This window comes from Xenorhabdus sp. Sc-CR9 (assembly GCF_963897815.1).
Lineage (GTDB): Bacteria > Pseudomonadota > Gammaproteobacteria > Enterobacterales > Enterobacteriaceae > Xenorhabdus.
Window position 1 is genome coordinate 16675 of the sequence record NZ_CAWQTY010000177.1, and the last position, 21426, is coordinate 38100.

At 46.9% G+C, this 21426-nt stretch carries 25 protein-coding genes and 2 pseudogenes; 24 read left to right on the forward strand and 3 right to left on the reverse strand.

Features of this window, described 5'->3' with window-relative positions; genetic code table 11:
• Window positions 1-17 precede the first annotated feature (17 nt).
• From AACQ81_RS10835 to AACQ81_RS10950, 24 genes and pseudogenes are all read left to right on the forward strand, one after another.
• The gene (locus tag AACQ81_RS10835; RefSeq protein WP_237387322.1) at window positions 18-227 is read left to right on the forward strand and encodes a hypothetical protein; all 210 of its coding nucleotides are present in this window, start codon (window positions 18-20) and stop codon (window positions 225-227) included.
• Window positions 208-2178, forward strand: coding sequence for a phage terminase large subunit family protein (locus tag AACQ81_RS10840; protein ID WP_237387343.1), 1971 nt, complete (start codon window positions 208-210; stop codon window positions 2176-2178). The genes AACQ81_RS10835 and AACQ81_RS10840 overlap by 20 nt, the downstream gene beginning before the upstream one ends.
• Before the next feature lie 9 nt (window positions 2179-2187).
• Complete coding sequence (gpW, locus tag AACQ81_RS10845; protein ID WP_237387323.1) at window positions 2188-2436, forward strand: gpW family protein; 249 nt, start codon at window positions 2188-2190, stop codon at window positions 2434-2436.
• On the forward strand, window positions 2436-4085 hold the full coding sequence (locus AACQ81_RS10850) for a phage portal protein (protein ID WP_443089554.1): 1650 nt from the start codon (window positions 2436-2438) through the stop codon (window positions 4083-4085). The genes gpW and AACQ81_RS10850 overlap by 1 nt, the downstream gene beginning before the upstream one ends.
• Window positions 4082-4737, forward strand: a pseudogene (locus tag AACQ81_RS10855) (S49 family peptidase). Before AACQ81_RS10850 ends, AACQ81_RS10855 begins: the two are co-directional and overlap by 4 nt.
• 2 nt (window positions 4738-4739) lie before the next feature.
• The gene (locus AACQ81_RS10860; RefSeq protein ID WP_237387324.1) at window positions 4740-5345 is read left to right on the forward strand and encodes a hypothetical protein; all 606 of its coding nucleotides are present in this window, start codon (window positions 4740-4742) and stop codon (window positions 5343-5345) included.
• Window positions 5342-5734 (forward strand): head decoration protein, encoded by a 393-nt coding sequence (locus AACQ81_RS10865; protein ID WP_237387325.1) that lies wholly within the window; start codon window positions 5342-5344, stop codon window positions 5732-5734. The genes AACQ81_RS10860 and AACQ81_RS10865 overlap by 4 nt, the downstream gene beginning before the upstream one ends.
• A 72-nt stretch (window positions 5735-5806) precedes the next feature.
• Complete coding sequence (locus tag AACQ81_RS10870) at window positions 5807-6859, forward strand: major capsid protein (RefSeq protein ID WP_237387326.1); 1053 nt, start codon at window positions 5807-5809, stop codon at window positions 6857-6859.
• A gap of 1 nt (window position 6860) precedes the next feature.
• Window positions 6861-7238, forward strand: coding sequence for a DUF4604 domain-containing protein (locus tag AACQ81_RS10875; RefSeq protein ID WP_237387327.1), 378 nt, complete (start codon window positions 6861-6863; stop codon window positions 7236-7238).
• The gene (locus AACQ81_RS10880; protein WP_237387328.1) at window positions 7238-7570 is read left to right on the forward strand and encodes a head-tail joining protein; all 333 of its coding nucleotides are present in this window, start codon (window positions 7238-7240) and stop codon (window positions 7568-7570) included. The genes AACQ81_RS10875 and AACQ81_RS10880 overlap by 1 nt, the downstream gene beginning before the upstream one ends.
• Window positions 7567-8106: an ATP-binding protein gene (locus AACQ81_RS10885; RefSeq protein WP_237387329.1), complete on the forward strand. Its 540-nt coding sequence runs from the start codon at window positions 7567-7569 to the stop codon at window positions 8104-8106. Before AACQ81_RS10880 ends, AACQ81_RS10885 begins: the two co-directional genes overlap by 4 nt.
• A gap of 3 nt (window positions 8107-8109) precedes the next feature.
• Window positions 8110-8295: a DUF2635 domain-containing protein gene (locus tag AACQ81_RS10890; RefSeq protein WP_237387330.1), complete on the forward strand. Its 186-nt coding sequence runs from the start codon at window positions 8110-8112 to the stop codon at window positions 8293-8295.
• Window positions 8295-9785, forward strand: a complete 1491-nt coding sequence (locus tag AACQ81_RS10895) for a phage tail sheath subtilisin-like domain-containing protein (RefSeq protein WP_237387331.1) — start codon at window positions 8295-8297, stop codon at window positions 9783-9785. Before AACQ81_RS10890 ends, AACQ81_RS10895 begins: the two co-directional genes overlap by 1 nt.
• 9 nt (window positions 9786-9794) lie before the next feature.
• Window positions 9795-10163: a phage tail tube protein gene (locus AACQ81_RS10900; protein ID WP_237387332.1), complete on the forward strand. Its 369-nt coding sequence runs from the start codon at window positions 9795-9797 to the stop codon at window positions 10161-10163.
• An 8-nt stretch (window positions 10164-10171) separates the two neighbouring features.
• Complete coding sequence (locus AACQ81_RS10905) at window positions 10172-10465, forward strand: phage tail assembly protein (RefSeq protein ID WP_237387333.1); 294 nt, start codon at window positions 10172-10174, stop codon at window positions 10463-10465.
• A 112-nt stretch (window positions 10466-10577) separates the two neighbouring features.
• Window positions 10578-12614 (forward strand): hypothetical protein, encoded by a 2037-nt coding sequence (locus AACQ81_RS10910; RefSeq protein ID WP_339353442.1) that lies wholly within the window; start codon window positions 10578-10580, stop codon window positions 12612-12614.
• Window positions 12615-12683: 69 nt separating this feature from the next.
• Window positions 12684-13445 (forward strand): hypothetical protein, encoded by a 762-nt coding sequence (locus AACQ81_RS10915; RefSeq protein ID WP_237387335.1) that lies wholly within the window; start codon window positions 12684-12686, stop codon window positions 13443-13445.
• Window positions 13446-13535: 90 nt separating this feature from the next.
• Window positions 13536-14942 carry a DNA circularization protein gene (locus tag AACQ81_RS10920; RefSeq protein ID WP_237387336.1) on the forward strand — a complete coding sequence of 469 codons (1407 nt, stop codon included), beginning with the start codon at window positions 13536-13538 and terminating at the stop codon, window positions 14940-14942.
• Window positions 14939-16027 (forward strand): phage baseplate assembly protein, encoded by a 1089-nt coding sequence (locus AACQ81_RS10925; protein WP_237387337.1) that lies wholly within the window; start codon window positions 14939-14941, stop codon window positions 16025-16027. Before AACQ81_RS10920 ends, AACQ81_RS10925 begins: the two co-directional genes overlap by 4 nt.
• Window positions 16017-16598 carry a phage baseplate assembly protein domain-containing protein gene (locus AACQ81_RS10930; RefSeq protein WP_237387338.1) on the forward strand — a complete coding sequence of 194 codons (582 nt, stop codon included), beginning with the start codon at window positions 16017-16019 and terminating at the stop codon, window positions 16596-16598. The genes AACQ81_RS10925 and AACQ81_RS10930 overlap by 11 nt, the downstream gene beginning before the upstream one ends.
• On the forward strand, window positions 16595-17041 hold the full coding sequence (locus AACQ81_RS10935; protein WP_237387339.1) for a phage GP46 family protein: 447 nt from the start codon (window positions 16595-16597) through the stop codon (window positions 17039-17041). Before AACQ81_RS10930 ends, AACQ81_RS10935 begins: the two co-directional genes overlap by 4 nt.
• Entirely contained in the window at window positions 17031-18167 is a 1137-nt protein-coding gene (locus tag AACQ81_RS10940; RefSeq protein ID WP_237387340.1) for a baseplate J/gp47 family protein, read from the forward strand. The genes AACQ81_RS10935 and AACQ81_RS10940 overlap by 11 nt, the downstream gene beginning before the upstream one ends.
• The gene (locus AACQ81_RS10945; protein WP_272903074.1) at window positions 18164-18289 is read left to right on the forward strand and encodes a hypothetical protein; all 126 of its coding nucleotides are present in this window, start codon (window positions 18164-18166) and stop codon (window positions 18287-18289) included. Before AACQ81_RS10940 ends, AACQ81_RS10945 begins: the two co-directional genes overlap by 4 nt.
• Before the next feature lies 1 nt (window position 18290).
• The gene (locus AACQ81_RS10950; protein WP_237387341.1) at window positions 18291-18485 is read left to right on the forward strand and encodes a hypothetical protein; all 195 of its coding nucleotides are present in this window, start codon (window positions 18291-18293) and stop codon (window positions 18483-18485) included.
• A 25-nt stretch (window positions 18486-18510) separates the two neighbouring features.
• Here AACQ81_RS10950 and AACQ81_RS10955 read toward each other — a convergent pair.
• From AACQ81_RS10955 to sopA, 3 genes and pseudogenes are all read right to left on the reverse strand, one after another.
• Window positions 18511-18738: pseudogene (locus AACQ81_RS10955) on the reverse strand (tail fiber assembly protein); the annotation flags it as partial.
• A gap of 58 nt (window positions 18739-18796) precedes the next feature.
• The gene (locus tag AACQ81_RS10960) at window positions 18797-19768 is read right to left on the reverse strand and encodes a ParB/RepB/Spo0J family plasmid partition protein (RefSeq protein WP_336885680.1); all 972 of its coding nucleotides are present in this window, start codon (window positions 19766-19768) and stop codon (window positions 18797-18799) included.
• A 10-nt stretch (window positions 19769-19778) separates the two neighbouring features.
• Window positions 19779-20945, reverse strand: coding sequence for a plasmid-partitioning protein SopA (sopA, locus tag AACQ81_RS10965; protein WP_237387342.1), 1167 nt, complete (start codon window positions 20943-20945; stop codon window positions 19779-19781).
• Between the last annotated feature and the right edge of the window lie 481 nt (window positions 20946-21426).

Consider the following 21426-nt stretch of genomic DNA (forward strand, 5'->3'; position numbering starts at 1 on the left):
ATGAGAAAGAAGCGGGGTTGTTATTACCGTATCAGGACATGATTGATGCTGTCAGTAGCGAGTACGCAAGGATGCGAACACGGTTAATAGCGATAGGGCCTGAACATGGACCGAGGTTGCGAGCACTGGCATCGACTACCGATGATACTGGTTTTGTATCGGCACTACAGGAATTGATTCACGAGGCTATGGAGGAACTGAGTCGTGATGGAGACGTCAGTAGTTAATCCTATTGCCTGGGACAATTTTCTTAATGCTTTAATACAGCAAAGGAAAACAATCCGCCCTCCAGAACCTTTATCATTGAGTCAGTGGGCGAATACCTACGCAGTATTATCAAAAGAAACGAGCGCCCAAACTGGGCGCTTTCGTTCATTTGCATATCAGGATGGCATGATGGATGCCATTACTGACCCTAAAGTGATGATGGTTTCAGTTCAGAAATCCGCACGTGTTGGTTACACCAAAATTCTGGATCATGTGATTGGTTATTACTTATCGCATGACCCGTCACCCATATTAGTTGTTCAGCCGCGTGAAGAAGATGCTGAGGATTATAGTAAAACCGAGATAGCGCCTATGCTGCGTGATACACCTGTGTTGACAGAGATAGCAGGTGATAGCAAAGCGAAAGACAGTAATCAAACCATCAGGAAAAAAACTTTTTCTAATGGCGCGAATTTGACGCTGATCGGGGCAAATTCACCAGGTGGTTTCCGTCGAATAACCTGTCGTATCATTTTATTTGATGAGGTTGACGGCTATCCATCCGGTGGTGCTGGCGCGGAGGGCGACCAAATATCACTGGGTATCAAACGTTCAGAGACGTTTTGGAACCGTAAAATTGTGATTGGTTCGACACCCACAGTCAGGGGAACAAGCCGTATAGAAAAATCATTCCACGACAGCGACCAGCGTTACTACTACGTACCCTGTCCTCATTGTAATGAGTATCAGGTACTGGAATGGGGCGATCCAGATGTTCCATACGGTATTAAATGGGAAAAAGACGAAGATGGCAGAGGTATACCTGAGAGCGCCTATTATGTTTGTCGTCATAATGGTTGCGTTATTCAGCATAGTGAAAAAACGTGGATGGTCCAGAACGGCGAATGGCGTGCCTCAAAACCATTTACTGGACATGCTGGCTTTCACATTTGGGCTGGTTACAGCTTGTTTCCTAATGCTGCATGGCAGTATTTGGTCGCTGAGTGGTTGAGAGTTAAACACGATCCGTTGCTCAGGCAGACGTTTATTAACCTTGTCTTAGGTGAAACCTACGAAGATAAAGGAGAAAAATACCTCAGTGAAAAACGACTCATTGAACGTTGTGAGGTATGGGCGGCCGAGGTTCCTGATGGTGTTGCTGTACTGACTGCAGGAATTGATACTCAGGATGGTCGATTTGAAATTGAGGTTGTTGGTTGGGGTCGCAATGAGGAAAGTTGGTCTATTTCCTACGATGTGATTGAAGGTGATTTAGAAATGGTCGAACCGTGGACGAGATTGGATGCGTATTTGAAACAGGTATGGCGTCGCGCGGATGGACGTGGTTTTGTCATTATGGCGGTGTGTATTGACTCCGGTGGTAATCACACACAAAAAGTTTATAACTTTGCTCGTGAGCGTTTAGGTCGCAGAATTTGGGCGATAAAAGGTGAGTCTGCCAGAGGTGGAAAACGCTCTCCAGTCTGGCCGACAAAACGGCCATCGTCACGTAGTAAGTCGACATTCAAACCCATAATCATTGGCGTAAATGCAGCTAAAGATGCCGTTCGTTCCAGATTACATATTTTGCCTCCGGAATCCGGAGAATCAGCGCCTGCTTATATGCATTTTCCTGTAGACAGGGATTTGAACTATTTCAGTCAATTGTTGGCTGAGCGTTCTGTATTAAAAACGTCAGGTGGTCAAACGTATCGCGTGTGGGAGCAATTACCCGGCAGAGCAAATGAAGCGCTGGATTGTCGAGTTTATGCATATGCCGCGTTGTGTGGTTTGCAGTTCATGGGGCTAAAACTGAATGCATTGGTTACGGCTATTGAAAATAGCCCTGACAGATTAAAGCCGCCACCGGCTGAACTCGAAACTAAAACCAGCCTGCAATATCCCGGCGCCATCATTCAGGAACCGGAAAAACCGAAAGCCCGCAAACGCATGGCGCAGCTTCTGCCCTAAGGATATTCAATGCGAAGAACCAGTTTTCTGACCGGCATGAGTCGTGAACAGCTTCAGGCCGCGCTCAATGCTGCTCAACAAGCCTATATCGAACTGTCAACCGGGGCGAAAGGTGTTTCATTCTCTTATACACAGAGGGACGGAACACGTTCTGTATCGTATCAACAAACCAGTCTGGGTGACTTGCTGGCGTTGATTCAGGCCATACAAACCGAATTGGGGATCGCCAGAAGGAGACCCTTCAGGGTGAGGTACTGATGAGTGTAAAAATATTAGGACCGAACGGTGAGCCGTTACCGTCCTCGAAGACGAAGCTGAAATTTAACGCCTTATCGGGCAGCGGGCGTATTCCCTATGATGCAGCGGACTCATCCAGTGACCAGCTGGCCAACTGGCAACCAGCGCTGTGGTCGCCGGATAATGAAATCAATATTTACCGTGACCGCATTGTGTCACGTATGCGCGACTTGGCGCGAAATGACGGCTGGGCATCCGGTACCATTACCCGCGTATTGGATAATGCCATTGGTGCAAACTATCGGCCGATATTTAAAGCGGATTACCGGATGCTGAAATTACTCACCGGCAACAAGGCGTTTGATGCGACTTGGGCGGATGAGTACGGCAAAGTTATTGAGGCACACTGGCGTTCGTGGGCGAATGATCCGGGGCTGTATTGTGATGTCGAACGCAAACAGACCGTCTCGCAAATGCTGCGTCTCGGCTTTCGACACAAATTACTCGATGGCGATGCATTGGCGGTCCTTCAGTATCGTACTGACCGATTAGGTCCCGGTCGCGGACGTTATGCCACCACGGTGCAAATCATCGACCCGGATCGGCTCAGTAACCCGCAACAGAATTTCGATATGGAGCACGTGCGTGGCGGCGTGGAAATTGACCGTGACGGCGTTCCTGTGGCTTATCACGTCCGGGAAGCCCATATCGGTGACTGGTGGGCAGGCAAAAAAACCATGACATGGCAACGGATACAGCGTGAAACGGATTGGGGGCGTCCGATAGTCGTGCATAACTTTGACCACGAACGTGGTGCACAGCATCGTGGAATAGGAATATTAGCGCCGATAGTGCAGCGGCTGAAAATGTTGATTAAATATGATGAATCAGAACTGGAAGCCGCGATCCTCAATGCCATTTTTGGTGCCTACATTGAGTCGCCCTATGATTCGCAAATGGTAGGGTCTGCCCTTGGTGATAGCGGCGATCTTAGCGGTGACGAATTGAGCGCTTATCAAACGCAACGCACTGAGTTTTATGAAGACAAGCGATTAAATTTGCAGAACGGTGCGCGCATTCCTCATCTGTTCCCTAATGAAAAAATCGTCACCATTTCGGCAACGCGGCCAACCAATAACTTTGACGGATTTGAAAGCGCGGTATTGAGAAATATTGCGGCTGCAACCGGATTGTCAACGCAACAAGTCACACAGGATTGGTCAGATGTCAATTATTCGTCTGCCCGCGCTGCGATGCTGGAAGCCTGGAAAACCCTGACGCGACGCCGTGATGATTTTGCGATTGGCTTTGCCCAACCTATTGCTTCGGCTTTTGTGGAAGAAATCCACGACACCGAGCAGTTGCCTTTGCCTAATAATGCGCCCGATTTTCTTGAGGCAAAAGCGGCGTATTGCCGTGCACGCTGGATGGGACCGGGTCGCGGCTGGGTTGACCCGGTTGCTGAGAAGAAAGGTGCCATTCTGGGAATGAATGCCGGACTGTCGACCCTAGAAATGGAGGCAGCCGAAAACGCCGGTGAAGACTGGGAAGAAATGCTCGATCAGCGGGCGCGTGAAATTGAAGCTTTCAAAGAGCGCGGTATCCCATTACCCGAATGGGCTGAGCCTTTCCCTGCACCACAACCTACGAATAATACGGAGGCGAAGTGAATTTACCTCACTTAGCCCAGCGGCTATTTAATGTGCCGCTGGCAATACATCCTAGAAAAGCAGAAGTCGTCATGGCGGCATTAACCGAACGTCTGGGGCTGACCCGAATTAAATCGGGTCTGGATTGGGGCGATGATGATGACGATTATTTTTCGCGTAAGGCGAAAAAAGACGCGGGTTATGACGTACTGGAGGGGATCGCGGTCAAAAACCCATCCAGGCCATTCTGAGCGAGAATGCTTACTCCGCTGCGTATGCAATTGCCAGTGCCGCCGACAAAATCACGGTACCGCGCACCGGCGGTGTGGGTTCGGTGGGGGTGATTGTCATTCACAGTGACTGGTCACAGAGCATCAAAAAAGACGGCATTACCGTTACTATCATCACCTACGGGGATCGCAAGGCAGAGAGTAATCCGTATGTGCCGTTGAGCGATGCGGCGAAATCTGCCCTTCAACACGATGTTGATGAAATGGGGCGACTTTTTGTCCGCACGGTTTCCCGTAATCGCGGCCTCTCAGAAGCGCAAATCCGCAACACACAAGCTGCCTGTTATCTGGCAGACGAGGGCGTACAGGCGGGGCTGGCGGATACCGTCGCGCCACCGGATGTCGCATTTCAAACACTCATGAAAGACGCTGGAGTACTATAACGATGTTTAAATTTCCCCACCTGCTCGGTGCTAAAGCCCGTGCTGCTGATGAGCACGACGAAGACGATAAAGCCCGTAAAGCCAAAAGCCGTCAGGCCGAGGAAGACGAGCGAGATGAAAACGCAGAGGATGATGATCCTGATGCGGACGATGATGATAAGGAGGACAAAAAAGGCAAAAAAGCCAAAAAAGCCAAAAAAGCGAAGAAAGCCCAGTCAGAAGACGAGGACGACGACCCGGATGCGGACGAGAACGACGATGCGGATGCCGAAGACGATGATGAGAACAAAGACGTCAAAAAAGGCCGCCGTGCGGAACAAAAACGCGGTGCCAAAATTTTTGGCAGCCAATACGCCGCAGGCCGTCCTGATATGGCGGCACATCTGGCTTTCAATACCCGCCTGTCCGCCCGTGAAGCCATTGATACCCTGAAAGCGATGGGCACGATGCAACCGGCGGCAACGCGCACCACACTGGACAGCCGGATGCGAGCCGAACAGCAGGTCAGAGTCGGCCCTGATGCGCAGCAACCTGCCGCCGGCTCTGCGGATGCGCTGGCGCAACAAATGATCAATTTGTATAACGCCAATAAAGGAGCGAAATCATGACACAGTATGCCAATAACCCCTTTCAGCCGGGGATGCGCCAGTCGGTCTTCGTCCCGGATCAGCTGATTGCCGGGCAACTGCAACTGGTTACTGACACGGTGACCGTCGCTAAAGCCGGTCTTTTTCAGCGCGGCGCAGTACTGGGGCAAATCACCGCTTCCCGCGAGTATGTGCTCAGTAAAAAAGATGCGACCGACGGCAGTCAGGTGCCCTGTGCCATTCTGGTGGATAACGTGGACACCACCGACAACAGCCAGAGCGCCGGGGTGTACCTGATGGGCGAATTTAACCAGCATCACATTCTCTATGATGAAAGCTGGACGCTGCCTGAACTGACCACTGAACTTCGCAAGCTCTCGCTTTTCCTGTGCGACAGCATCACCGCCTGATTTCCCTTTGAACAAGACGTCTGAATGTCGGTCATGGCAGGCGTTGCGACGTCTTAAAGTATGAGAAAAAGCATGAATATATACAACACTAACGCTTTGGTGCAGGTTGTGCCGAACCTGATCACCAGCCAGAACTGGTTGCTGGACAAATTTTTTCCGAACATCGTTGAATCTGACACGGAAGAAGTCTCCATTGACGTGGATGTCGGCCTGCGTCGCATGACCCCGTTTGTTTCCCCGCTAGTGGAAGGCAAGCTGGTAGAATCGCGTAAATTTCAGACCAACAGCTTTAAACCGGCGTACATCAAAGACAAGCGCGCACCGGATTTACGCAAACCCATTCGCCGCCAGATTGGTGAGCGCATTGGCGGTCAGTACACCGCCGCCGCCGCCGAGCGTGAAATGCTCAATATCCAATTTGAGCTGGCTGACCAGATCGATATGATTAACCGACGCTTAGAGTGGATGGCTGCCAGTGCCCTGACTTCCGGCACCATCACGGTGGCCGGCGAAGGTTACGAGACTAAAGTGGTCAATTTCGGGCGCACAGCTGACCTGACCGTCACTTTAAGTGGCAGCGATAAATGGCCGACGAAAGTGGAGGCAGGCAAAACCAACACCCAGCCGTCGCAGGATATCGAAGTGTGGGCGCAGCGCATTCTGAAGAATTCCGGGGCGGTGCCAACGGATCTGGTGTTTACCACGAAATCATGGACGGCCTTCCGGCAGGATACCACCATCATCGACAGTGCCATCAAATTTCCGGCCTTAAACCCGTACAACAACCAGATTAACCCCGGTACACAGGTGCAAAAAGGCGCGGTTTACAAAGGCCGTTGGGGGCAGTTTGACTTGTGGGTGTATAACGACTGGTTTATTGACCCGGTGGACGGCAAAGAAAAGCCGATGATACCGGATGGGGCGGTAATTATGTCCGGCTCTGACCTGATGGGGACACGGGTCTTTGGTGCTATTATTGACCCCGCATTTACCTATGGCCCAATGGCCTATGCGCCGAAATCGTGGTTACAGGAAGATCCGGCTCAGCGTTTTTTGATGATGCAGTCTGCTCCGTTGGTTATCCCCAGCCGAGTCAACGCGGCATTATGTGCAACGGTGGTGTGATATGGCGAAAAATCAAAAAGAATCTGTGACAACCGACAATGATTTGGGCGGTTTACCGCCTGAATTGCAGGTTAATCCGACAGAGGGTGTAACTCAGGCTGAAGTTCAGACACAGCCAGAAAAATTTCCCGATGTTGATATTGAAAAGACAACCCAGACTGAACCTGACAACGAGCGCGCTTCTGATGAAGAAGAAGAAGCTCCGGAGTTTGTCGTCCTGCAGGGGAATACGGTCCAACATGACGGTGTTGAATATCCTGAAAATTCGGTGATTTATATCTCGGATGCGGATGCAAAGCGTCTGGTTGAACTGGGTGTTATTGCGCGGCTGGATGATTTGAAGGCGCGGCTTTTGTCCGGCAATCTACAGGAGGAATAATGCCAATTGACTGGGATAAACATCTGTTAGCACCGTTGCATCAGCAGTTTGCTGAACGGGTGAACTGGCAGCCTAAAGATGGCCAACCGTATGACATCGTGGGGGTGTTTGATCGTGCTTATGCCCAGCAAATGGAGTCGCTGGACGGTGATAGCAGCATCAATACGACAAAACCCATACTGGGGGTTCGCGATGCTGTATTCAAATCCCCGCCCAGCCAACGTGACCGCGTGTTTGTCTATAGCATCAATACCGAGTTTGTTGTACACGATGTTCAGCCTGACAGTCATGGTGGCACACATTTGTTACTCAACAGGGTGGTGGAAAAATGAATGCAGCACAGTTGCGTAATATGGTCGTGACGGCACTCATGGATAAAACGGATGCGCAGTCCCGTGTTTATTCACCACGCGATTGGTCAACACGCAGTGAGGACTACCCCTGTATTTTGGTGCAAACCCCGTTTGATCATAAAAAATCACTGGGCCGTAATGTCCCGCAGTTTCACACCATAACCACCGTCAGAGTCACCGGCAGGATAGAGGAATTTGATAACGAGACTGATTATGGTGCAGAGCGGGCAGAACTGGCACTGGAGGCATTGCGGGAGCAAATCGAGCGGGCGGTTATTAACAGTTATGAATTGACCCGCGTTGTTCAACAATATGCTGAAATCCGGTCACAAATCGATATTGATGCCAGCGGTGAATCGCATATGGCGCAACTCCTGATGGACATTGATATTGAATATTATCAGGGGCCGGAGGATTTTTACCCGATTGAGCCGCATCCACTGGACGGCATTGATGTCACGATTGCCATGCCAGAGCACACCCCTGAACCCCATATCAGCATTAATCTGGAGTAAATTATGTTTGTTAAACCCGTTGCTGGGCGGCGTGTTCGTTGTCCGGTCAGGGGCGAGTTTTTGCCCGAATCTGGCGCTGAGGTGCCGGATACACTGTTTTGGCACCGCCGATTGAGAGACGGTGATGTGGTCGAATCCATGGCGGAAACTAAACTCGCCAAAAAATCAACGAATCAGGAGAATGAATAATGGCGATCCCGTTTTCCCGTATTCCCAATAATCTCAGGACGCCATTGTTTTTCGTTGAGTTCGATAACTCAATGGCAAACAGTGCCATCGCTACCCAGCGCACGCTCATCATCGGGCAAATGTTGGGCAGTGCAACGGCAGCACCTGATATTCCCGTCCGAGTCTCCTCAGCAGAACAGGCAGCGTCCCAGTATGGTCATGGTTCATTGTTACATGGCATGGTGACGGCGTATCTGGCCAACGACATTGCAGCGGAACTGTGGGTACTGCCATTCAACGATAGCGAGAATATGCTGGCAGCCAAAGGACAGGTGAAAATATCGTCACCGCCGACCAATGCGGGCGTTATTTCTTTGTATATCGCAGGTCAGCGGGTGCAGGTTACTGTGTTGGCCACGGATAATGCGGCGCAGATCGCACAGTCATTGACTACGGCGATTAACCGTAAAATTTCTCTACCGGTGACTGCAACTGCGGCAAATGACACGGTCACATTAACCGCCAAAAATAAAGGGGCGCACGGTAACGGCATTGATATCAGCCTGAATTACCGTGGTCAGGCTGGCGGCGAGGTGGCTCCGGCTGGGCTGGGGTTGGTGATCACTCCCATGACAGGGGGTTCAGGGGCACCGGAACTGAAAAATGGATTGTCCAACCTCAGCGACCGGGCATTTGATTTTATCGTCAATCCCTACACGGACACCACGTCACTGGATGAGATGAAATCGTTCCTGTCAGATACCAGTGGCCGCTGGTCATGGGAACAACAATTGTATGGCCATGCTATCAGTGTTGTCAGCGGAACCTATGGCGAACTGGCTGATGCCGGCGAACGCCACAACAATCAGCATGAAACGCTGCTGGGCATAACAAAATCACCGACTCCCAACTACATTTGGTCAGCAGCTGTAACCGGTGCTATTGCGCCGAGTTTGCGAAATGATCCCGGCAGGCCATTACAGACACTACCCGTAGCGGGGGTTTTGGCACCGGCAGTAGAATATCAGCTGAACCTGATTGACCGAAATAATCTGCTGCACAGTGGTATTTCAACCGTTACCGTGGCAGATGACGGCACCGTACAGATTGAAAACATTATCAGTACGTACCAGAAAAATCCGTATGGCGATAATGACGACAGTTACCTGCAAATAGAAACCCTGTTTTTGTTGGCATTCGTGTCTCGTTATATTCGTACCCAAATCACCTCTAAATTTGGGCGGGTGAAACTGGTCAGAGACGGTACACGGTTCATGCCGGGTTCGGCCATTGTGACCCCGAATATTGTACGTGCTGAACTCATCGCCCAATACCGGACACTCGAATACAACGGTTATGTTCAGGATTCAGCGGCGTTTGCTGAGGGGCTGCGGGTTGAAATTAATGCCCATAATCCGAACCGCCTCGATGTCCTCTGGACAGGCGCATTGATCAACCAGTTGCGCGTATTCGCACTGCTCAACCAGTTCCGTCTGGGACCGACTGCATAAGGAGCAATAATGGGAAACACATCTAACAGACTGGCGGGAACCGCTCTGGTATCAGTGGATGGCATGTCTATCATGGTAGCAGGGGATTTTACCTACAGCCCGTCAACCGTGACCCGCGAAACCCTGACAGGGATGGATTCGGTGCACGGGTACAAAGAAAAACCTGAGCCGTGTTTTATTTCATGTCGGGTGCGTGACAGTGGTGGGACCACGGTCGCAGATTTTAACAAACAGACCAATGTCACCATTGTGGCAGAAATCGCCAACGGTAAAACCATCATCGGTGAGGGCATGTGGGCGGTAAAAACGCCGGAAGTTCGCAGCGAAGATGCGGAGTTTGAGGTTCGCTGGGAAGGAATTTCGGTAACAGAAAACTAGAGGTTATTATGGAAAAGACAAAAATAGTCCAACTCAGCAAACGAATTGAGAGCAATGATGGCAAAGAGGTTTACACAGAAATTTCTCTGCGCGAACCTTGCCTGATAGAAGTTGAACAGTTTTACGAGGCGCAGGCGAAAAATACTAGTAGTTCTCTGCCTGCTATGCGCCTCCTGATTGCATTGGTGTCAGGAGTGCCTGAGACGGTACTGAAAAAGATGGCTATCACCGATTTTAACGTCTGTCGGGAGTTTATGACGGGTTTTTTGGTCTACATTCCCTCCGGGGATGGCAGCAGTTAGCGGCTGATATCACGTATTTTTATCATTGGGGGCCACGAGAGGCTTGGCTCCTGAGTCGCTCCCGTCTGGAATGGTGGTTCCAGCAGGCGGAACGTATAAATAATGTGAGGAGATGATGGCAAATGTATTTGATTTCGAGTTAACTGCCGATGAAAACGCAACAAAAACATTGGCTGATATTGAATCCAAACTGAAACAGTTGAATCCGCTGCTGAACACCACTCGCGACGGGCTACGGCTCGGGGGTAATGAAACACTGGAAAATGCCGGGTCATTGAGTAACAGGTTGCGTGATATGGCACGTAATGCTCAGGATAATGTGCAAAATATTGGTGATATGATCCCCCCGCTGAAAATGTTTGGTGAATTGTCCGGTAAATATCTGGGCATGGGATTGAAGCTGGGCGGTATTGGTGCCGTGGGATACGGCATCACAAAAATGGCGCAACATATCGGGGAGCGCAGCAAACAGGCGTATGATTTAGACGTCATGGCAAAGAATAACAACATGACCACCGAAGAATTTTCCCGATTGTCGGGGGCAATGGTCATACTGGGGGCGAACGCCGATGAGGCGAAATCGTCTGTTGATGGGTTATATCAAACATTCAACGATCCATTGTGGGCTAGGAATGATGCCGCATTAGCACAACTGAATGGTATGGGCGTGTCAATCATCCGTAAGGAAGATGGCACGGCTGATGTGATGAAGACCATGGAAGAACTGACTAAGGTATTTCCCACCTTTTCTTCAGCAAAACAGAAAACAATCTCGGATTTTTTAGGGCTGGATGCCAATACATTGGCGCTATTGCGTCAAGGTGCGCGGTATAAGGAGTTACTGACAAAATCAGAGGTGTTGGGGCTGACGGTTCCAGAGGGATTAAACCAACAGTTAACCGAACTGAACGGAACGCTCAGTCTATTGAACGCCTCTTGGGAGGGATTTAAGCAGCGTTCCAGCAATGCCATGACAAATTTTTTACTGTCTGACGGTTCTATTAATGACGGGTTGAAAGGCGTTAGCGATTTACTGACATATGGACCAGATAATTTCGCTATTACGCGGACATTAGGTTTTACCCGTGGTGATGAATCAGACCAAATGCGATGGGGCTATAATACCCCAGAATTTTATAACGCACTCAGTACGTATGAAAAGACGATGCTGGATTTTGGATTAATTACGGATGGGTATCGCGAAAAATACAAGAAATGGCATGAAAAAAAAGGGAATGAAAAATTAGAGTCCCCGCTAGTGCCTGAACAACAAAAATCCTATAAGGATATTTATAAAGAGCCGGCTAATTTTCCCAAAAATTCTGGGGTGACTGCGCGCGGCATTAGGAACAACAATCCTGGCAATTTAGTTGCGGCACCTAATGCTGTCGGTAAAGATTTTGGGAATCATCACACCTATGTAAAGTTTGCCACAGCCCATGACGGATTATCAGCGATGGCGCGTCAAATTATGCTGGATGCGGAACGGGGACTAAATACGGTATCATCTCTGTTGAATAAATATGCCCCACCGAATAAATCAGCTCCACCGCAGGCTAGGAATAATACCCCAACGTATATTCGCAGAGTTTCCCAACAGGCGGGATATTCCCCTCATCAGCGCATTGATATGCACAACCCAGCAGAGCTGAAAAAACTGATGAGTGCGATGATTACGGTTGAAAACAAATCCAATCCGTACAGTGATAAACAGATCAGTACGGGAATTGCAGAGGCTATTCATGGCGACCGTTGGAAGGGGTTACGTAATCCGAAAAAACTCACGGAGCAACGGCAACAATATAACAATGGGTTAATTGAGGCGAATTTACTCTCATTTAATCAACCTCATGTAGATAAAACGCGAAATTTAACTGAGCAACAAGAGTCCTTGCCGGCTAATGAACCCCGTCTAGGAAAACCGCCTTCCGATGAGCCAAAACAGCCGTTTCCCTCACTCTACGGCAAGAAAAAAGAGGTTGAGTACGAAGTAGAAATAGCCAAAGGCATGGCAAAGGCTGTTCAGGATTCTGTAGGCGATAATCCTCTGCAGGTTGAAATCACACTGGTAAATGATAAGACGGGAGAGCGTCAGGTATTCCAGTCAAAAACAGCGGGGAAAGTGACGACCTCGATGCGGAATCCGTGAAAATAGCTTATATTTTACTCAGTAATGTGATTTATTATATTTTGCATAAACTACAGGAACTGAGTAGAAATGATGACTATATGGAATACATCTTTACTTACTATTGCGTTATTTTTGGTATCTGTTAGTGCAAATGCTGAAAGTAAAGTGCGCTGCGATGCCTATATGGGAGGGAGATATGAAGGATTTGCTTTCCCTCTATCTTTTTCAGGAAAGATCCATAGTGTTGATAATATTGCATGTTATGAAGGTAGGGATATAACTTCATGGGTTGCAGGGGAAGGTATGAAAGTTACCAGTGCCCTTATTCCCAATCCCAAAGAGTCGTTAGCTATTGTTACTATTGAAGAAAAGAACCCGCAGTCACCCAAACCTAAAAGTAGTGTCAGGATAATTTATGTCACTCAAAATGGCTTTCGTGGGAAAAAAGATATTATACGGCAAAGATACACGGAAGACCCAAAAACGACTCTTTCTAACATGAAAATCGTAGGTTATAACCACGAGAAAGGTATCGTTTATTTCTCGGTTCCGGCGTGGGCTGTCAGTCATGCTATACATGATTTCGCAATTCCTTTTGATAATAACTACATAAATATAAAGGAAAAATTCATTACAGACGGTGAATTAACGTTTGTTAACATGTTTAACTTAATAGGTAAGCCAGAAAATAATAAATACATAGGTAGCTTAGTTGTTGAACAAAGCGAAATAAGAGCAGATGAAGGACGTGTATATAACGAATATCTAATTTCTCCAGAAGGAAAAAGAATCTGTGAGCTAGATACAGCAATTGAAGACTGGAAAATGTATCTGCTTTGTAAAAAATAATCCGTAAGGATTTATTTGTACTAACTCAGACTTTAAATATCTCAAGCCGCTTAGCTGCGGCTTTTTAACATTCAAATTTCAGGGGGCAGTATGGCCTTTATACAAGATGCCCTTTCTTCATTGCTGGGCGGTAATGACTCATCGTGGAAATGGTCAGAACATTTACGGCCAGCGTCGTTTCGTGGCATACCATTTGCAGTGGTTTCCGGTGAGAGTGTATTTGGGCGCCGTCAGGCTGTTCATGAATATCCGTACCGTGATACGGCATGGATTGAGGATTTAGGCCGGGCGACACGAAAAATCACCCTGCGCGGGTTTATCATTCAGGACAGTCTGGTTTATCACGCGCCGGATGTGATCACCCAGCGTAAAAATCTGGTAGCCGCGTGTGAGACAGGATCAGCCGGGACATTGATTCATCCAACACTGGGCGAATTAACGGTCAGTGTGACTGAGTCTGGTTTGCGTATGAATGAAAATGTTGAGTTCGGGTGGGTATTTGAATTCACATTAACGGTCATAGAATCTGGATTACAGATTTTTGCTGTTACAAATAGCACAAAATCGGCAACCGAGGTGGGCAAACACTGGCTGAGAACCTATACCACTCTTCTGGCGAAATATGTATCTCTGGTGAGAGGTGAAATTCGCTCAGTCGTGCAGGCCATGAAAACTATCCAGGCCACGGCTGACCAGTGGATTGGTATGGTTATGCGCTCAGTGGACGAGGTAACGAACCTCAGTGATATGTTCAAAACGACATTTGGTAGCGAGCGTTATGGGCGTTATCAGCGTGGGAAAATCGGCGGCACAGTGTCCGGTGCTACGGGAATTAGGTCACATGACAGTCAATACCGTGACGAAACTGAAATCGTTCAAAAAACCACGGCTGCCGTTGTGATGAGCCGTAAATCGATTATTGAGTCCATTAATAGATTTCGAAATTCCTCGACAATTGAGGATTTCAGTCAGGCAGCACATGGGGTTGTAGATTCAATTATTAGTTCAGCCGGTAGTGTAGATGAGAAAATTACTATTTTTGAGAATTTGTCAGTATTTCAAAATACTCGATATCAACAGAGTTTCGTTGATCGTCATGTAACAAACATGACTGTTTTACTGTTGGTCGTATTATCTTCTGGTGCGATGGCCCGAGTTGCCAGTGAGTTCACACCAGCTAATAACCAAGAGGCTAACGAACTGCAACGCCGAGTGTGCCATACATTGGATGGAGCGTTAATAATGTCAGGTGATTTGGGAACGGATGACATCTATCAATCACTGATGTCGCTCAGACATGAATTTATTACCAGTTCAGAGTTGCAGGGAGCGGAATCTGGTCGGCTGACACAATTTAGTTTGCCTGCAGTTCTGCCGGCACTGAATGTGGCCAATCGAATTTATCAGGATTCGTCCCGCAGTGATGAACTACTACAGGCGACCAATCCGCGTCATCCGGCATTTATGCCTCTCAAATTTACGGCGCTGAGGAAATGAAAAAAAATGCGAATGAATTGTCATTGGTTATTGATGGCAAAACGATTTATGGCTGGGACAGCGTTCGTGTGACCCGCGGTATAGAACGACTACCATCCGATTTTGAACTAACATTAATGGATTATTATCCCGGCAGTCACGAGAAACAATTGGTTGAATCTGGTCAACCCTGTCAGGTATTGCTGGGTGATGACCCTGTGATTACTGGGTATGTTGACATCTGGAATTCCTCCATCAATAAATCAACGCATCAAATCCGCGTTACCGGCAGGAGTAAATGCCAGGATTTGGTGGACTGTTCGGCAAAATGGCCGCAGAACGTTATCTCTTCAGCAACCGCATTACAGATTGCCCAGAAACTAGCGCAGTGGTATGGCATTGAGGTGACATCGGATGTGACAGATATGCAATCTGTGCCTCAATTTACGCTGAACTGGGGGGAATCATCACAGGAGGTCATAGACCGAATTACCCGCTGGTCTGCATTGCTGTACTACGACATACCCGATGGCAATTTATTTTTGACTCGTGTTGGTGATACGGTGGCGGCGAGCGGTGTCGAACAGGGAAAAAATATCGAACTGGCTGACTATCAGTCATCAATGCATGAACGATTCTCTGAATACAGTGGGTTGTCACTGTCAGTAAATACGTTAAATGAACTGTCGAACGGGGATGGTTATCAGGCAGTCACCATTGCTCAATCGAAAGACCCTGAAGCAGAAAAAATGCGATATCGAAATTTCGTGACCATTATCGAGAGTACGTTATCAACATGGGGACGACAGCAGGAGTCGATAAATTGGGAAATGAACCGCCGTTATGGTCGTTCTCAGACGTTGAAATGTCTGGTTGACAGTTGGCGGGATATTAGCGGTTCATTGTGGCAACCCAATACATTAATCCCTATTCATTTGCCTGTTTTCGGGCTGGAGTCAGAGCAGTGGTTGTTGTCAGAGGTGAGCTATGTTCGCAATCGGGATGACGGAACACGGGCAGAATTAACCCTGATGCCCCCGGCTGCGTTTGCCGTTCAGCCGTACGAGTTTTACAGCACAATAATGGAGACACGTAATGGGCGTTAGAAATTTATATCGTCGTGCCATGATGATGTTGGGTCTCGGCAGGGTAACAACCTGTAATGATAATGGTGTGATTCAACGTATCCAGTATCAAACTGAGATGGAGGTTCGTGATAACACAAACCGTATTTCTGAGTTCGGTTTCTCGTCTGGATTACCCACAGGAACCGACGTGGTTCTCGCGTTTTTAGGTGGAGACCGATCCAATGCTGTAGTGATAGGCAGTAATCATCAAAAATATCGGCATATCGGATTAAAATCAGGCGAGGTTGTTGTTTATAACCAGTGGGGATTACATATATTGCTGGCAGAATCGGGAATTACAGTGGAGGCGCGGGGTCAGCCTATCACAGTCAATAACGCCTCGACGGTGACTGTTAATGCCTCAACAGAGGTTTTGCTGAACACACCCGTATTACGGGTATCCGGCGATATTATCGATAACTGCAACAGCAATAAAACTACAATGAAACAGTTGCGCGATTCCTATAACAGTCACACCCATCCCGTAACTGGCGTGAAATCGGGCGGCTCTACGGTAACCAGCCAAACGACAGGAGAACAGGTCAAATGAGTGACATTACCTCATGGTGGGATGTAAAAAACATTCATGCCGATTGGATAGTGGGTCGTGGTGATTTGGTCACCGGTGATGATTTGCAAACGGCCATTATTATCAGTTTGTTTACAGACAGGCAGGCTCGTTCTGATGATGACATTGACAGCGCCGATCGCCGTGGTTGGTGGGGTGATAGCGGGGCGGATTATCAAATTGGTTCCCGTTTGTGGTTGCTGCATCGGCAGAAATTGACTACAGCGGTGGCGCGGGCCGCGGAGGATTACGCAGGTGAGGCGCTGCAATGGATGTTGGATGATGGTGTGGCCAAATCCATTGATATTCGAACTCAGATTGTTTGGCCAAATCGTTTGAATATGGTGATCCGTTATCAACGCCCAGGGCGTGATAATGGGGACCTCCGGTTTTTTTGGGTATGGGAGCGAGATAATGCCGTTTAAACGAAAAACGTTAACCGAACTCCGGGAGCAGAATCGCAGCTATTTGCAATCGGAATTGAACGCTACAGGCCCGTTACTGCGATTTTCTAATATGGGTGTTTTGGCTGATATGGATGCAGGAATGGCACATCTGCATTACGCCTATCTCGACTATATCGCGAAACAAACGACACCGTTTACGGCAACCGACGAATGGTTGGCGGGCTGGGCGGCATTGAAAAAAATATTCCAAAAACCTGCGATAGTAGCACGTTGCGAGCATTATCAATTTACGGGGATGAATGGGCGAATAATTCCTGCTGGCACAATATTGAACCGGGGTGATGGCTATCAATATAAAACCGCTGAGGAAATCTGTATTCAAGATGGACGTGGGCAGGCAATTCTTGTCGCAATATTGCCTGATGTTACCGATGATAACTCAGGTGGAGGTGCAGTCGGTAATGCTCCGGCAGGTACGACATTAACACTGGACCAGAGTATTGCAGGTGTGGATGTTGAGGGTGTTGCAATTGCACTAATAACAGGAGGGGCCAATATAGAGAGCGAGGCCGATTTTCGTTCCAGAATGTTGTTGGCCTATCAGGGGTCTCCCCAGGGCGGTTCGGATGATGACTATAAACAGTGGGCGTTAGCTGTCCCTGGTGTTACGCGGGCATGGGTCAAACCGAGAGCAGCAGGCGCGGGTACGGTGGGCGTATATTTTATGTGTGACAATAATGGGCAGGATGGTTTCCCCATTGGCACCGATGGTGTCTCATCACATGAACCCTATGCCGTTTATGCGACAGGGGATCAATTACGTGTTGCTGATTATATTTATCCGTTACGACCTACGACGGCGTTAGTTTGGGCACTATCTCCGATAAAACGAACAATTAATTTTACCATCAATGGTATTGCGCATGTGGGCACGGAAATCACCCATCGCATTGCAGTGGCCATTGATAATGCGTTGTTTGAGAGCGGAAACCCTGACGGAACGGGGAAAATATTGATATCCGATCTGCAGTATGCCATTGCCGATGTGCCGGGAACGGCTGGGTTTGTGATCACGTCACCGACAAAAAATATTGAACTGACGGTGGGGCATTTGCCTGTACGGGGTGAGGTGAAATACACATGAAACAATATATACCAAGAGCCCCCGGCTCTAACGGCACGCTGATCGGCTCTGGTGGCGGTGGGGGTAATGAGAATGGTATCGGTGGGAACGGTAGTACAGGTGCCGTTATAATCAGGTGGTGATATGAAAACAGAAAACAGTTGGGCGAGATTAGAGAATAATGTCGTTACTGAATTAACAGATACGAATCCGGACGGACGATTTCACCCGCTATTAATATGGGTAAAATGCCCAACAGATACGCGAACGGGCTGTATCTATGAAAATGGTAAATTTATTCAACCCGATGATATCAATTGGCCGGAACAGCCGAAGTAAACAAAGGGGCAGTGGCCCCTGATAATCACGCTGGCGATTTAGGCCAGTCTACATCTGACAATTTGACGCTGTAAATCTCCCACTCCCGCAATAATGCAATGTCCCGCTCCGTTGCCATCTCCAATCGTTTTTTACGTTCCAGCATTACGATCCGCTGTTCTGTTGCGTGCAGGGATGATTGGCGTTTATTTTCTGCGTGTTGTACCTCATATTCCTGTTGTTCCGCGGCATCTGTTACCCATCGTTTACCATTCCATTTATCAAATCAATTGGGACCGTGGTCCCAATGTAATTTTTACTGAATTATGAAATCAACTATTATTTTTATTACTATTTTCTAGTAATTTCTCAATCTGTTGTATTATTGAATCGGGAATTTTTGTTTTATCTATCGTTAACGTGAACTGATTACCTCGGTATATTGCACGTGCCCCAGGATTAAAAACTCGCTCTATTGCATCTATATCTTGTTTTTTGTGTTTTATTACTGCATTGCTTAATAATCGGATAATTTCATCTGCACTAAAAATTTCCCCATTTTTTTGTTTTTCAGTTAATTCACCCGTTACTGATAGCATTAATTCATTATCAATTTGGTATGATTTATATAATGAATCCCCTGAACGGGCTGATAATTCACCAGGATGGGAAAATAACGCAATTATTTCGCGAGGAATTTTTGCCGTTGAAATGCAACGTGTAATGATTTTTCGTGAGATATTTTCAGCTAATGCCAATTGTGAAATGCTGCCATCGAATTTAGGCAATAACCGTTCATATCGCCTGCCTCGTTCAAATGCTGATGTTGGACGGTAATCATTCCCAACATTAGAGAGCCACTCCATTTGGTTGTCATCTAAATCACCAACCAGAACAATATAGTCACGCCCAGTCAAAATTGCCGCTTTACGTCGTCGGCTACCGTCAGCAACCTCTATAACTCCCGAAATATCTCGTCCAAATGCAGGATTTTGTTGTCCTACTGTTTTAAATGTCGGTATTATGTCTGATAGTGCATTCTCATTGAGGAAATCCTGATCTCGTTCATTACCACTCCAAACCATAGTTGATTTGTCAACCATAGATGCAGAGATTGTTTTTAATGTGAACAGAACATTTTGGCCCATCACGGGCAGCGTTATTTGATTTCCAGTCATCGCGCTCACTCTGGTCCTTAAATTGTTTACAGATGGAGCTGACGATTGGGCACTAGTTCCGATGTTGCTAGACGGAATGTTGTTCCAGTCTATATTCGGTGCATTTTTCATTTTTGCTCGTTTCATCAGCGTTCTCCTAAATATTTTCCCAACGAGGTTTGATCAGGCGGTTGAATATCTCATCGCACACGGGTTCCCAAATGCGAACGGCATTGCGCCAGGCATGAGTGGTAGAACGTTGGTTAGCCGCCTGTTCAAACACCGTCCTCATCCTAACTTGCCCTTTACCCACCTCATCAGTAACGCGTACCACCTCATTTAATACCATTCCACCAAATGCATGCCTGATTTGTTCATCCATCCATGCTGATTGACTGCCTGACGAGTTGCTATATTTGGTAATTAGCACCCGTAAATCGGGTTCAAATCCACCTAAATCTACCCCATTTAATAAATCCCGGAGCATCGTAAAAAATTGTAGCGTCGACACATAGTCATACAGTTCGGCGGGGGTGGGCACAACTATGACGTCAGCAGCACAAACAACATTAATGGTTCCTATGCCGAGGTTTGGTGCACTATCTAGCACAATAATGTCATAATTATCCCAAACACTCTCAATGGCTGCTCGTAATAATAAATGAGGCTCTGTAGGTAATCGCTGACTGTCAGCTAATGGATAAATTTCAGATTCTATGCGATGAACAGCTAGGCATGATGGAATTATGTCTAAATTCGGCCAACACGTTGGTTTTATTGCATAAAAAGCGTCGCTTTTTTCACCTAAATAGTATGGTAGTAATGTATTGTCAACATGTATGTGTAGATCAGGCACATAACCATGATATAGGGACGCAGTCGCTTGCGGGTCGGTTGCATCAATTAATAGTACACGCAATCCCATTAATGCGAATTTTTGAGCAGTATGAACAGCCGTACTAGTTTTATACGCACCCCCTTTATGGGCTGCGATAGCCAAAACTTGAGGGTCTGAGCCATCGGGACGAGTCAATCTAGTTCCAAAAACATCTCTCATTTCATTTATTTGTTGAATGGTATAACCAGCGCGTTGTTCAACTCTTCCTTTTTTTATCATATCAGGGACAGGTAACCGACCTGACTCTTCTGCTGTTCGTATAGTTGGAGCACTGACACCAACCAATTCCGCTGCTTCCTGAATTCCCCATCGACGAGTGATAGCCCGTTTCTCAGGGCTATCGTCACCAAACTGAGTTTTAGCTATTGATTGGGTCATAGTTTGACCCAACCTAATGCATTCATTCAACCGATTAACTAAATTCATTTTTCTTAACTCTAGTTTCTTTGTGTATTTTAAGTAAAGCACCTAAAAATACGCAAAGCAAGATATTTGGTGAAAAATTGTTAAAAATCACACAGATTGATTTTCAATAGTTAACTATTTGTTTTATTTCATTTAGGTAACAAATTTTAATTATTTGATTTTAAATAAAAATTTAAATGGTTAATTAGGTAACATGTTTATGGTAACTAAAAATATTTTTTAATAAATTTACGATTTATATAAATCGATTATTAGTTATTTTATTTAAATAACAAAATCAAAGAATAAATATAAAAATGAAAATTAAAAAATAATCAAGTGAAAAAAACTTAGTAACAAAAAACAAGAACAAATAAAAGTGTCATATACACATACTTAATTTATTTAAAGTATCATTAATAATGAATAAAATACATAGCAAAATCGAGTCATAGTATCAAATAATAAGAAATATAAATTAAGTAACATATAATAAGTATTA